Annotated in this window: 10 protein-coding genes; 5 read left to right on the top strand and 5 right to left on the bottom strand. The window is 49.6% G+C overall.

The features are described from left to right. Both POG22_RS09990 and POG22_RS09995 read left to right on the top strand, forming a co-directional pair. Positions 1-111, top strand: a 111-nt coding sequence (locus POG22_RS09990) for a transposase (RefSeq protein ID WP_498903168.1), incomplete at its 5' end; no start/stop codon positions are given. Between the two features lie 419 nt (positions 112-530). Continuing rightward, positions 531-2,222, top strand: coding sequence for a glycoside hydrolase family 13 protein (locus tag POG22_RS09995; protein ID WP_498905056.1), 1,692 nt, complete (start codon positions 531-533; stop codon positions 2,220-2,222). Between the two features lie 656 nt (positions 2,223-2,878). Here the strand turns inward: POG22_RS09995 and POG22_RS10000 are convergent. The 5 genes from POG22_RS10000 to POG22_RS10020 form a co-directional block, all read right to left on the bottom strand. Beyond that, the gene (locus POG22_RS10000; protein WP_498905058.1) at positions 2,879-4,165 is read right to left on the bottom strand and encodes a glycosyltransferase family 2 protein; all 1,287 of its coding nucleotides are present in this window, start codon (positions 4,163-4,165) and stop codon (positions 2,879-2,881) included. A 12-nt stretch (positions 4,166-4,177) separates the two neighbouring features. After that, positions 4,178-6,358: a phenylacetate--CoA ligase family protein gene (locus POG22_RS10005; protein WP_498905060.1), complete on the bottom strand. Its 2,181-nt coding sequence runs from the start codon at positions 6,356-6,358 to the stop codon at positions 4,178-4,180. Beyond that, positions 6,358-7,239 carry a class I SAM-dependent methyltransferase gene (locus POG22_RS10010; protein ID WP_498905062.1) on the bottom strand — a complete coding sequence of 294 codons (882 nt, stop codon included), beginning with the start codon at positions 7,237-7,239 and terminating at the stop codon, positions 6,358-6,360. Before POG22_RS10010 ends, POG22_RS10005 begins: the two co-directional genes overlap by 1 nt. A gap of 127 nt (positions 7,240-7,366) precedes the next feature. Next, a complete protein-coding gene (locus tag POG22_RS10015) occupies positions 7,367-7,933 on the bottom strand; it encodes an SH3 domain-containing protein (protein WP_498905064.1) in 567 nt (188 codons plus the stop codon). Positions 7,934-8,019: 86 nt separating this feature from the next. Continuing rightward, positions 8,020-9,273 (bottom strand): aspartate aminotransferase family protein, encoded by a 1,254-nt coding sequence (locus POG22_RS10020; protein ID WP_498905070.1) that lies wholly within the window; start codon positions 9,271-9,273, stop codon positions 8,020-8,022. Between the two features lie 389 nt (positions 9,274-9,662). Here POG22_RS10020 and POG22_RS10025 point away from each other — a divergent pair, with 389 nt between their 5' ends. The 3 genes from POG22_RS10025 (at position 9,663) to POG22_RS10035 (ending at position 13,312) form a co-directional block, all read left to right on the top strand. Further along, complete coding sequence (locus tag POG22_RS10025) at positions 9,663-11,384, top strand: VWA domain-containing protein (RefSeq protein ID WP_063714790.1); 1,722 nt, start codon at positions 9,663-9,665, stop codon at positions 11,382-11,384. A 50-nt stretch (positions 11,385-11,434) separates the two neighbouring features. After that, positions 11,435-12,133, top strand: coding sequence for a hypothetical protein (locus POG22_RS10030; protein WP_498905066.1), 699 nt, complete (start codon positions 11,435-11,437; stop codon positions 12,131-12,133). Positions 12,134-12,211: 78 nt separating this feature from the next. Next, entirely contained in the window at positions 12,212-13,312 is a 1,101-nt protein-coding gene (locus POG22_RS10035) for a substrate-binding domain-containing protein (RefSeq protein ID WP_498905068.1), read from the top strand. The last annotated feature ends 291 nt before the right edge of the window (positions 13,313-13,603 follow it).

The raw sequence follows: 13,603 nt of genomic DNA on the forward strand, positions 1-13,603 counted from the left end.
GTGGAAGGTTTAAACAACAAGTTAAAGCTGATTAAACGCAAAGCTTATGGATTTCGTAATTTCTGCAACTTTGAGCTTAGGAGTCAGCTTTCTATGATTTTTTCAGATTGATTCTGCATCTTAAGTTCGGAAGAGCCAGAAGTCTTCACCACAGAGACACAGAGGACACAGAGAGGGGCTTGTCAGGTCGGACAAAACCAGTGTTTGAGTTTTCGACTCCGCTCAGCGTTGAGTCCTAGCGGAGTCGAAGTGTTGAAATTCGGATTCTGTATTAATTCGCAATCGCCCGAATTTCGTTAGAACTTACGCAGAAACCGGGTTTCTTGACCGACAAGTGCGTAATTCCTGTTCGTATTGAAAAGAGCAATTTTTGTAATTATTTTAATCTATCTTTGGAGAGAATTTAGAAATTGCGAAAGGTTGAGAAATTCAACCTTTGGGAAAGTTTTTCAATTTTTTATGACTTTTTTCTGAGTTTTATTACAAAATGTAGATAATTGAAATTGTAGATTGCAAATCAGTAAAAATATATGAATTTCGACAATACAACCTGGTGGGAGCGTGGAATTATTTATCAAATTTATCCACTTACCTTTGCCGATAGCAACGGTGACGGCGTGGGAGATTTACAAGGAATTATCCAACGCTTGGACTATTTAAACGACGGTAATCCAAACAGTGACACCTCCCTTGGAATCGATGCGATTTGGCTCTCGCCGATTAACAAATCGCCCATGTTCGATAACGGTTACGACGTGAGCGACTACCGAGAGATTTGTCCGACATTTGGCACGTTAGAGGACTTCGACGAACTGATTCGAGAAGCTCACCAACGGGGAATTAAAGTTATTTTGGATTTAGTGGTCAACCACACCTCCGATCGCCACGATTGGTTTGTCGAATCGCGATCGAGTCGCGACAATCCGAAAGCCGATTGGTATTTGTGGCAAGAGGGCTATAAAGACAATCCTCCAAATAACTGGCTATCCTATTTCGGCGGTTCGGGGTGGACGTTTTGTCCCGAACGGGGACAGTATTATTTTCATACGTTCAACGCCAACCAACCCGATCTCAATTGGCGCAATACAGACGTCCGAGAGGAAGTATTCGATATTATACGGTTTTGGCTCGATCGCGGTGTAGACGGGTTTCGTCTCGACGCCTCGAGTGCCTACAGCAAAGATAAATACTTCCGCGACAATCCACTAAAATTTGCCTCGAGCGATAAGAACGATTACAACAACTACCACCATCTCTATGAGAAAAACCTGCCGGAAAATCACGAAATCGTTCGTGAAATACGGCAAGTTCTCGACGAGTACGACGATCGCCTGCTCGTTGGCGAAACCTTTATCGATAACACCCTCTACGATTCCATTGCCTTTTACGGGGCGAACAACGACGAGTTGCACTTACCGTTTACGTTCGAGTTTGCGTTTAGCCCTTGGTATCCCGGCCATTTACAACGGGAGATCGAACGAAAAGAACTCCTGACGCCGCAAGGGGCGCAACCGGTTTATTTTTGGGACAACCACGATATCCCCCGACATCTTTCGCGGTGGGTAGACTGTAGTTTGTGCGTCGATTCGATGGCGATCGCGATGGCGGCGGCGACGTTGTTACTGACCGTGCGCGGAACGCCCGTGTTGTACTACGGTCAAGAAATTGGCATGGTGGACTACGACGATATTCCGCCAGAACTGTCGCGGGATAAGGCGATCGCCCCGAGTCCGAGTGGAGAAGTTCCCGAACGCCGAGATGGGGCTCGCACGCCGATGCAGTGGGACGATTCGCCGCAAGCGGGGTTTAGTTTCGGGAAAAACCCGCAACCGTGGCTTCCCGTTCATCCCAACTATAAAGAGGTCAACGTCGCGGCGCAGCTTCGAGATCCGCGATCGCTATTGAATTTTTACCGACGACTCGTCGCCTTGCGTCGCGATAGTGAGGCATTGTTGTGGGGACGTTTGAGGACGTTAATTCACTATCCTTACGAACATCTAGCCTACCTGCGCGAAACGGACGATGAGATGGTGTTGGTGGTTATCAATTTTTCTTACGAAAAGCCTCTGATTCTCGACATTCCGATCGAGCGCCAGGGATGGAAGATCTTGATATCTGCTCGCGATCGTCGGGTGAATTCCTATCGAGAGGAAACGGGAGCGACGATCGACCTTCCCGAAAAGTTAGATGCTTTTGAAATTTTGGTATTGCGAAAAGTGTGAGGCAGAAACCTAATGTCAATGTATAAGTTGGAGATACCTATGCGAAACAGACTTGACTCTTCTTCCCTTATACGGAATTTGTTTTTGACAGGCTGGTTTTTTAAAAAGTATTCACCACAGAGGCACAGAGGACATAGAGAGAGGCTTTCTGGGTTTAGTAAAACCACTGTTTGAGTCTTACAAGATGACGTTCTAATGTTTGGGTTTTGGTTATATTGCTATATTCGATCGAAAGCGATTGTAAAAAAGATCGAGAGTACTTTTAAAAGAATTAGCCAGCACGAGCGATCGTTTAAATAAAAGCACACAAATAAAACTATAGCAATCTCAAATGAGTTGTATTAAATCGAAATGCAAGAAAAGATCGGATTTTTTTATTGATGTTCCCCGTCCCCTTTAATTTATTACACAATCTATAGCAGTTTTAAATGATTCGCGGCAAAATCTCATTTCGGTAAATGGTGGCATAAGATCCTCGGCATCTTGGAGATGCCGAGGATCTCGATAGACTATCTGACCCATGAGACAAATTTTCAATAGGTTGTTTACTATAAAAAATATAGAAATTCTATATTTAAGATTTCTATATTTTCTCAAAAATAAAAATATTTAGAAAATTCAAAAAAGAATTCATTTTTTTGTTCGTGTTACACCCTTCATTCTCGCAATTTTACTAACTTCAGCTTTAATGCTACAGATAAGGGCTGCAAATTCACAACATTTCTGTTTTGCTTCGCTGCTAAATTCTGCTTCGCACGCGATTTTAACTGTTGCAACAACTGGTTTCTCGCTGGAGAGTCTAACCCCGTTTCGGGATTCATCGTCAGCGATCGCGGACGTTTTCGGCGACAATATAAAAAGTGGGAAGTATTGACAATTCTAGCGACAAAATGCGCCCGTAATAAAAACTCCGTATCGCCGCCAAACCGCAATCCCGTCGCAAAACCTCCCAACTTCATCACTAATTCTCGACGCACTAAACTGCTGGGGTGAATTAATGGATGTCCCGGTTTTTCCTCCAAAGCAAGGTTGACGTCCAGGGGATAACAGACGGGAATTACGGTTTTTTCAGATTCCATTATTCGCAATTCCTGGGTTCCCACTAAATCAGCGTTGTATTGAGACATTAAATATAGAAGTGTCGCCAATCGATCGCGCGTGGAAAAGTCGTCAGCATCTTGAAACAAATAGGCATCGGCGTCAGTGTCCTCGATAACCTGTTGAACCAGGCGATACGGTCCGACTCGTTGGGGAGAGCGATACAGTTTCACCGAGGGAAACTGAGAGACGATCTCGACTGGCGGCGTTGGCGAGGCGTCGTCTACCACCACAACCTCGTCGAGAGGGCGAGTTTGGTTGATGAGGGAATGCAGACATTGAAACAGCCAGGGTTCGCAGCCAAAGTGAGGCACGATCGCACAAATCCGCCAGTTATCATCGGGTTGCGGTGTCGTCGATGTGCCGCCATACCAGGCTAATTCGGGGAAGTCTTCGGCGAGGCGATACAGCGTTGGGATGTCTGCGTTGGCGAAATGGCGGTGAAACCAGGTGGCTTCAGCAATCCACGCCAGGGGTTGCGGCGAGTTGGCGATCGCAGTTTCGGGGGGAAAGTCGAGGGAGGGAAGCCAGGGAACGATCCAGGGTTCGGAGGTTTTGGGAAATTCCGGTAACGTCGGGTTGGGGTTGGCGTGGTGGGGAATGTAGGCGATCGCATCGAGAGGGGCGTTGACAAGTTCCTCGTTCGAGTTAACAATTGAAATAGGGTATGGGTACGGAATCTGTGCAATTTTAGAATTTTGCGATTTTTTGGGATTTCCCGGTATCCAAATAAAAGATATTTGAAGTTGAGAATTCTGCTGTAGGGAGTTGAAGAGAGCGATCGCAGTTTCGAGAACCGTTTCTGACTCGAAGGCGATGGCAATTTTAGAAGTAGATTTGGGCATTTTTTAGAGGTTTCACCGATCGCGAATCTCGAAAATTGGCGATTGTTTGCGGTTGCAATGTTTGGCTAATCGTTCAAAGGCGGAAACTCGCGACGACGGAGGTGCAGAAGCCAACAAACATTGATAAGCGAGTTCGGGTTTTCCGCCATTTAAAAATCCTTGTGCGATATTTCGTAAAATCGGACTCCAGGGAAGGGGATCGAATTCACCTTTTTCGAGAGTGCGATCGAGGTTTTGCGACTGTTGCATCGCCGTTGTCAGCCAAAATTCCGAATCGAGTTGTTTTTCGAGTAATAGGTTGACGTATCCGTTTTCGAGAATGGCTTTGGCTTGCTCTTGAGGAGTTTTGGCGGTTTCTCGAAGTTTGGTTAACGTCGCCTCTAGAATTTCGGGAGTTTCGCGGTTTTTCCAAAAAGCTCTCCTGAGATGCAGCCAAGCAGTTAAAAAGGAATCGGCGTCGGTGATTCTCGAGATTTCCCAGATTTCCCGATTCCCAATGAATTCACGCCAACTGGCTAAAGTGGCGGTGTGGAATCGCGAGGCGAAAAAGTTGAGATCGGCGATAAAAATCGCAAGTAGGGGATTGAGACTTTTCGTGAGGGGAGAATTTCGGTTTCTGGCGGTGGCGATCGCACGCTCGAATCCGTATAAACTGTGATGGATGTTGAATCGATCGATCTGACGAGGGCGACAGTCTAAAATTTTTGGCAATTTCTCTGTTTTCTGATACAATGACGATAGGTATAGGTCAAATTGAATCGAATCGCTGAATCGATCGCCCTCCGCTTCACGTAAGATTTCGACAGCGCGATCGCACAGCAACTCATCTCCTCCTAAAACCGTATTGGCAAACAATAAAATTCGTCCGATCGTGCGATCGATGTCGGGATTTCCCGTCGTGGGAGTTTGTGAAACGGCGATCGCTAAATTTCGCGTGGTTTCAGAAATTCCCGAACCTGAAATAATCGAGGGATCGATCGCCTGTTTGAGGAGTTTCGCCGCCAGTGCGATTTTACCATGAGGAAGCGGGCGATCGAACAAATCGCCCCAAGACCCCGACGTAAGTTGAGAAATCCACTCAGTTTCCAAAAACCCCTCTCGCAGCGGAACTTCTGGAGGTGACGGCGGTTGTCCAAAATAGCGAATTTCGAGATTTCCAAAAGTGTGACGAATCCAGTTGTCGAGAGGTTCTAAATTGCGATCGCTCCACTTTTCCACCACTTCCTTTAAAATCAGATCGATCGAGGTTTCTCGCCGAATCACTTGATAGTTCAAAATCCCTGGAAATGGCGGAAGTTTCACGTTTCCCGAAAACACTCGTCCGCGAGAGGTTTCAATTGTATCCTCAACTCGTCCGCAAACCGTCGCCGTCAATCCCTTTCGTCCGCAAGAACACGGCGTCTCGTCCAATTCCACCACATCCCCACAACAATACCGAACCATCGGCATCGTAAAATTATACAAATCCGTCGTAACTAACTGTCCGTCGATGACTTCATACAAACAGCGATCGCTATCTAAATGTAACCGATTCGCCTCCGGACAAGTCAGCCCAGAAATTCCTGTTTCTTGACAGCCGTATTCGTCAATAAAAGGCGCATCGAAAACCCGTTCCAACAGCGATTTCTGAAACTCAAACCAGCCTTCTCCAGTAACGATGACCCCCAAAACTGTAGGAAGGGATTTTCCATAAAGTCGCGACGCCACCTCACACAAACGACTGGGGTATCCCCGCACCACCGCCGGACGCACCGACAACACCTCCAACAACCGCGTTAAAAACCCCTCGTCAATCTCTCCCGCCAGCGTCACGTCTACCGAACGAATCGGCTGTAACCGACTGGCGACGTTGACGATGGGGATGCTGTCGTCGATTCCCCACCACCGTAGCGATCGCATTCTCGCCGCGACACGAAGGCGATTCCACTCCTCTCCCGCAAAATACGTCAAAACTTGTCCCCGACTCCCGCTAGTCGTTCCCCGATACACCACATCCGAGGCGTTGGCGAGAAAAAAACCGGGAGAATTGCGAATTTCCGCTTTATCGATGGGTTGGAGATTGGGGAATTTCTCTCGCCAATGTTCGACGAGTTGTCCGGTTTTGGCGTCGAGAAGTCCCGCGTTGAAAAAGCGTTGGCGATTCCCCGGAACCCTGGCGGCGATGGCGAGAACTTTGTGAAGTTTAGAAAACATCAAAAACAGGCGAAGTTATCGGTTGAAGTTTCGTTTGATGTGGAATTTTGCGCGTTTTTAGAAATTTCGAGGATTTCGGCAAGTTCCCATTGAATTTTCTCTAAAACCGTTAATCGATCGCAGGATAAACCGCGTCCATTTCGGCTTAAAGTCACGTAAAACTCAAAGCCGCTCGTGGGCAAAAACGAAAACTCTTTCAGTTTGATAAATCCCAAACTATAGAGGTCTTGAATTATCAACCGAAACGAATGCGGCGTAAAACACCAAGCATGAACGTCGATGTAGTCTTGGCTGTTTTGGTGTTGTTGGATAGCCTCAAAAATTTGTTGCTGTGAAAACAGGGGTTTGAGCTTTCCGTTGTGTCCTTTTAACCAGCAAATATGATTTCCCTTTGACATCACATTGATATGGTAATCAATGACGCTGCCAAGGGTATGTCGTTTCGGCTTGTAAAGATGAGCGTCGATAATCTCAGAAATGCTGGTTCTCGCCCTCATACAGTCGAAACAGTACCGATAATCGGGGACGACTAACGATAAAATACCATCATCTTTCAAGAGTTCGTTGCAGTCGTTTAAAAAACCAATCAAATCGGTCGTATGTTCGATGACGTGGGAGGCAATAATCCAATCGTAAAACTTGTTTTTTTTAATAAGTTCGGCGTAAGAACCCCCTGTCCAAACGTAATCGACTTCTTCAATAGTACGGGTATCGATACCTTGATTTCGATACTTCTCAACCAGTTCTTCTCGGCGGAGGTGGTCTACAATTTCAACCTTATATCCCTCTCGTTTAGGGGCGACGGGATTGTAACTCGCACCGATTTCTAAACCAAAACCGTCTTTTTTGAGATGCTGTAAAATTCGTTTTTTTCTATCCATTAATTTCGATTTTTTAAGAACAGCTCAGATATTCAAAATTCTCCGTGTTCTCTGTGTCTCTGTGGTGCATTAAAAACATTTAAATTGGGTTGAGTTGGGTTTCGCTTCGCTCCACCCAACCTACGTTTTAATCATCCAAGGATTTCGAGATACGATCGCCCAACGTCGTCCAATCTTCGTACACCGAAAATCGCTGGGGTTCCACCTGCGTTTCTAACTGAGATTCCATGAAATAATAAGGTTTGGGAGGCATCCCTTTGTTATTCATCGGTCGTCCGCCCATCGAAGGCTTGTCGCAGTACGACCCCAAAAACGTTAGATAATCCGCAGACACCCAACCTTCATTGAAATTCGGAGCACTGCCAAAATAGACACTTCCGCTACCGTAGTGACTGGTGACGAACACCCAACGCCCCGATCGATCTGTCTCTCGGACAAGGACTTCCCAACCTCGGGGAATCGAACCGACAATACGTCCACCTGGAGTTTGTCGCACGTTTAAATCGGTGTTTCGCGTCGAAACTCGGGCGTATTCCCCCGGAAAGTAGCAATTTTGAACGATGCGCGGCGCGTCGGATTCGCCAGAAGACTTGACAAAATTTTCGACTTGTGCAGTAGCAGATTTTAAGCCCAGGAAGGAGAGCAAAGCGGCAAAGACGAGACCGATCGCTCGCATCCAACTCCTCAAAACCATAGGTTTCACCAAAGAACAGTTGACGAATCCAAAATAACCGATCGCGCCCAGGCTGCCCTTAGCCCTGTGACAGAAAATAGACGGAATTACACCACCGAGGCGATCGCTTCCCGTACCGTTTCAATCGCGCGATCGATCTCCGATTCCGAGACAATTAACGGTGGAACGAAACGCACCACTTTCGGGCCCGCCGGAACCAACAACAAACCCAGTTCCATCGCCGCTTTCACGATATCGATCGAACTCAGCGAACTCTCTTCCTTGAGAACCAAACCGTTAATCAATCCCCAACCGCGAATTTCCGCAATTAAATCAGGATAATCGGCGGCGATCGCCTGTAAGCCCGTCCGCAATTGTTCTCCGCGATCGCGGGCGTTTTCCGCCAAATTCTCCCGTTCCACCGTCTGACACACCGCCAACGCCACCGCACAGGCGAAGGGATTTCCGCCAAACGTACTGGCGTGTTCGCCGGGAGACAACACATCGCAAGCGGACTTACACAACAACGCCCCAATGGGAATTCCGCCGCCGAGACCTTTCGCACAGGTAAAAACGTCCGGTTCGATACCCAAATTTTCGTATCCCCAGAGTTTCCCAGTCCGTCCGACGCCCACTTGCACCTCGTCGAGAACCAGTAAAATTCCTTTCTCGTCGCAGAGTTGGCGAACCCGTTGGAAATAGTCGCGATCGCCCGGACGCACGCCCCCTTCTCCTTGCAACGCTTCCAACAGAATCGCCGCAACTTGGGGTTTTTCCGCATCGAGTTCCGCGATCGTCGCTTCCAAAGCCTCGATATCGTTATAAGGAACATAGACGAAACCGGGAACCAGGGGGCTGAAATTCTTCTGATATTTCGGTTGTCCCGTGGCGGTAATCGTCGCCATCGTCCGCCCATGGAAACTGGCTTTCGCCGTGAGAATCACCGGATTTTCAAGGTTGCGAACCGTGTGGGCGTACTTGCGAACTAGCTTAATCGCCCCTTCGTTGGCTTCTGCCCCAGAATTGCAGAAAAACGCGCGATCGGCACAGGAATGCTCGACCAACCACCGGGCTAAGTCCCCTTGCGGCGGAATGTAGTACAGGTTCGAGACGTGGTGGAGAGTTTGAATTTGCTGCGTCACCGCCGACACCAACGTCGGATGCGCGTGTCCTAGGGTACAGGTAGCAATTCCGGCCACGAAATCCAGATATTCCTTACCTCGATCGTCCCATACCCGACAGCCTGTCCCTTTCGTCAGGGCGATGGGAAACCGTCCGTAGGTTTTCATCACGTAGCGATCGAACGTTTCCGGGTCAAATAAGGGGGTCGTGGGTTTGTCGAGGGTGGTTTCTGGACTCACGGTGTTACTCCTATTGGCGATCGATTTCGTCGTCTGGGCTTGCGCCCCAAGCGTAAACTCCATCTTAGATCGACCGTCGGGGATTCTCGATGCCGACTTGGTAATGGAGAGTTGACAATTGCCAACCGGGTATTGACGGCGATTCTTAACCTGTTCTTAGTCAAGTGTCGGATTTGCCCCACTATGATGGCCGTAGGGAAACTCGAATCGATCGCTGAAGTCGGTGCGTTCCGGCAGATTTGAGCCTGTCGCCAAAACCCAAAGATCGATCGACGCCGGAACACACCCTACCCGTCAATACAGGATTTCCGTCTGGTCAATCCAGTAGAGTGAAATAAGCGCCGATCGCCGTTAAATTTGACTGCAACTGTTTCAGTTTTCGACAACCCATGTCATCGACACCTTGGTTTTCGACCCAACGCCTAGCCTTGCTTTTGAGTTTGGGGGTTTTGAGTGGCTGTAGCAACATTGGCGGAAACGGAACGCCCCAACGCCAAGGCTTCGAGGTCAAACTGCTGTTTGGCAGTGCTTTACATGAATTTTGCGATCGCGCCGCAGCCAAGTATAACGCCCAAAATCCCCAACTCGACGACGGAACGGAATATTACATCACCTGCGAAGCCGCTGGAAGCGGCGATGTGGTCGATCGGGTTCTCAGCCTCGCCCAACAACTGAAAAACGGAAGCATCCAAGCCGAAGACCCTCAATTTCCCGTCCTTCTCTCCGTCGACGGAGAAATCTATCACAGCCAACTTCGCTATCAGATCGATCGCCTCTATCCCGGTCAAGACTACATCCCCGAAATTCCCGACGCCCCCATGTTGTCCAACAGTCCGATGGTGTTGATGGCGGAAGCGGACATCGCCGACAGTTTGCAAAGCGTCGAAGACCCCTTCAAAGCCTTCGTCACGGCGAAAAACCACCAAGATTTAAATTCCAACGCCCCCAACCTCCCCATTACCTACGTTCACACCGCCCCGACGCGATCGAACTCTGGCTTACAAACCCTCGTCACGCAATTCGCCAGCGTCTCGGGGAAACGTCCCGTAGACCTCACCATCGCCGACGTGCAGAAGTACCAAAGCGAGGTGCAGCAAATCCAACAGAAAGTCACCCGCTACGGAAAATCTACCAGTTCCCTGGCCAAAGCCATGGTGGCCAACGGTCCTTACTGGGCGTCCGTGGGGTCAGTTTACGAATCCTCGGTTATCGCCGCCAACAGCGAACGATCCGACGCCAATTCCGGCGTCCGTTACCAAGCCGTTTATCCCCAAGCGACTTTCACCTCGAACATGAGGGCGATTTTAGCCGACGCCCCCTGGATTAGCGAGGAGGAAAAAGCCGCCGCCGAAGCGGTTATCGAGTATTTGCGATCGCCCGAAACCCAAGCGATCGCCACCGATTTAGGCTTGCGTCCCGGCGTTCCCGGCGTTCCCCTCGGACCCCGATTTACCCCCGAATTCGGCGTCCAAACCAGTCCCAATTACGACTCTTACAACCCGCCACCGCCGGAAGTGGTCGAAGCCATGCTACAAAGCTGGCAAGATTACGCCAAAAAAGCCTCTCAAGTGGCGGTCGTGGTCGATTCTTCCGGGTCGATGGCGGGACGCAAAATCACCGCCGTCCAAAACACCCTGAGAAACTACATTGAAAATTTAGGCCCCAAAGAACGCATCGCCCTGATCGATTTCAACTCCGACATTAAACCCCCTGTCGTCGTGGATGGAACCCCCGAAGGACGCGATCGCGGAATGCAGTTTATCGCCTCGCTGCAAGCCAGCGGCGGAACTCGCCTTTACGACGCCGCCCTCTACGCCCGAAACTGGTTGAGTGAAAACCTTCGCGAAAACGCCATCAACGCCGTGTTGATTCTGACTGACGGCGAAGATTCCGGATCGCAAATTCGACTGAACCAACTCGAAGCCGAACTTCAAAAAAGCGGGTTTTCCTCAGACCAACGCATCGCCTTTTTCACTGTCGGTTACGGTAAAGAAGGGGAGTTCGACGAAAGCGTGTTAGAACAAATCGCCCAAGTCAACGGCGGCTATTACCGAAAAGGCGATCCGGAAACCATTTCTTCCTTGATGGCCGATTTACAAGTCGAGTTTTAATTCCGAGTTTTGACAACAACATGAAACTCGCCAATCCTTTTTATTATCCCATGTCAATTCTCGCCGGAGGCGTCGTCTTGTTCCTCGGCGTGCGTTTGGCGAACGTCTCCAGTGTCGTGATGGTTCCCACCGCTGCGATCGTCTCCTTAGCGGGGGCGTCGTGGCGCAAATCTCAAGAACCGGAAGGACTGGCGTTAGAAAACCCCGATTTAGCCCGAGAGTTGCAAGCCGTGCGGGTTTCGGCGGCGAATTTAGCCTCGAAAGCCGACGAGTTGCGGCGGGAAGCGGAAACCCTGCTGACAGGGGGAACGGTGCAAATGGAGTTGCTGACAGCAGTACAGTACGCCTGCGATCGCGCCCACGAACTCCCCGAAAAGATCGATCGCCTCTCCCGTCGGTTACAAGGATCGGATTCCCTGCTGTCGGTAGAAGACTTGCAACGCCAGTTACAGGAAGTGCGATCGAAACAAGCCTCTCGTCGCGGCGTCGCCCAACAACAACTCAGCCAACTCGCCGCTAGTTTAGAACGCAACATCCACCTCGCCCAAGCCGGAAAAGACGCCCGCGACGCCCAAGCGATTTCCCTGTCAACGGCGATTACCGAATCGGCGGGCGTTTTACAAGAATTACAAAACAAACTGCGAACCGCCGACTTACAAGATTCCGAACAGTTACAAGAGTTGCGATCGCTCAGTCAAGACTTACAACTATTTCAAGAAAACGTCGATGTTTTAGTCTCCAAACCCTAAAAAATAAATTCATTAACATAGAAAATTAAATTTGTCAAGTTAAATTTATAAAATTTTGAAAATCATCAATTCAAAAAAATGGATTCTCCCCAAAGATTGATAACCTCTTTCGGCGTACTGATTGCCTCCCTGGGACTAACTTACGCCCCAATTCCCGGCTTAAGCCGAACCATTTACGTTGTCAGCGGAACCGAACTTCAAGAAACCCTAGAAACCCTCGAACCGAAATTCGAGCGAGAGTATCCCAACATCAACCTCGAACTAAAATTTCAAGGGTCACAAGACATCGTCAACAACTACGTCGATGAGAAAAACGACTTCGACCCCACCGTTGTCATTCCCGCCAACAGCGAAATCTTAGACAAACTGAGCGATCGCATGGCCGCCCGCAGCAGCGACCCCGTGTTTCACGAACGGCCGCGTCCCATCGCCAAAACCCTGTTAGTGGGCGTCGCCTGGCCCGAACGGGGTGCAGTCTTGTTTCCCGACGGACGCTTCGACTGGAACCGCCTCGAAACCGCCATGAAAGGGGGAACCTGGAACCGTATCGGCGGACAAGCCGAATGGGGAAGTTTCGACTTCCTCATGACCGATCCCACCCGTTCCAACAGCGGACAACTGACGATGACGTTGTGGACGCAGTCCAAACTGGGGAACGCCCCCACCGCCATGCAACTGAACCAACCCGCAATTCAATCTCTGTTCGCCCTCGTCAAGCGATCGATCTACCAACCGCCGCGATCGACCGATATCCTACTGCAAGAATTCATCACCCGAGGCCCCAACGATGCAGACGTAGCGACCGTGTACGAAAGCATCGCCCTCGATCGCTGGGAACAAGCCCAAACCACCCAAGGAAAACCCTATCAAATCTACTATCTCGATCCCTCGATCGAGACGGTGTCCACGGCGGCGATCGTCACCCGCAACCTAGGGCCCTTAGAAACCGACGCCGCCACCCAATTCCTCGACTTCCTCACCGCCCCAGAACAGCAAGCAGTATTCGTCCAACACGGCTTCCGTCCTGCGAATCCCGACATCGACCTCGAAGCCATTCCCAACAGTCCCTGGACGAAAAACATACCCGGCGCCCGAGTCGATCTCCAAACCCGAACCACCCAACCCCCCGACGCTTCAGTGTTGACGGAAATCGAGCGAGTGTGGGAACGGGCTAATTAACAGTCGCCAGTCACCAGTCACCTGTCACCAGTTGACAGGTGTAGGGTGCGTGACTTGAAAACTCGGGGGTCGATCCTGAGACAGAGAAATCGTCACGCACCGCCAATGTACATCGCCAACATACAAGTGAACAGTGAGGACAGTTAATAGGGTAATTAGTCACCGCAATAAGAGGCAGGTATTGACAATCATGGCAAGTGAAGTAGAGTGGGTTGTATGAAGAAGCCCAACCCCAAAACCTTGTCTGAAGAGGTGAACCCAGAAGAATTGGGAGCGCAGTATTGGTATGAA

The organism is Geitlerinema sp. CS-897, from assembly GCF_028368005.1.
Taxonomy (GTDB): domain Bacteria; phylum Cyanobacteriota; class Cyanobacteriia; order Cyanobacteriales; family Geitlerinemataceae; genus Baaleninema; species Baaleninema simplex.

Coding starts and splice junctions, on each gene's coding strand:
- POG22_RS09995 (WP_498905056.1), top strand. CDS start 531: ATGAATTTCGACAATACAACCTGGTGGGAGCGTGGAATTATTTATCAA.
- POG22_RS10000 (WP_498905058.1), bottom strand. CDS start 4,165: ATGCCCAAATCTACTTCTAAAATTGCCATCGCCTTCGAGTCAGAAACG.
- POG22_RS10005 (WP_498905060.1), bottom strand. CDS start 6,358: ATGTTTTCTAAACTTCACAAAGTTCTCGCCATCGCCGCCAGGGTTCCG.
- POG22_RS10010 (WP_498905062.1), bottom strand. CDS start 7,239: ATGGATAGAAAAAAACGAATTTTACAGCATCTCAAAAAAGACGGTTTT.
- POG22_RS10015 (WP_498905064.1), bottom strand. CDS start 7,933: ATGGTTTTGAGGAGTTGGATGCGAGCGATCGGTCTCGTCTTTGCCGCT.
- POG22_RS10025 (WP_063714790.1), top strand. CDS start 9,663: ATGTCATCGACACCTTGGTTTTCGACCCAACGCCTAGCCTTGCTTTTG.
- POG22_RS10030 (WP_498905066.1), top strand. CDS start 11,435: ATGTCAATTCTCGCCGGAGGCGTCGTCTTGTTCCTCGGCGTGCGTTTG.
- POG22_RS10035 (WP_498905068.1), top strand. CDS start 12,212: ATGGATTCTCCCCAAAGATTGATAACCTCTTTCGGCGTACTGATTGCC.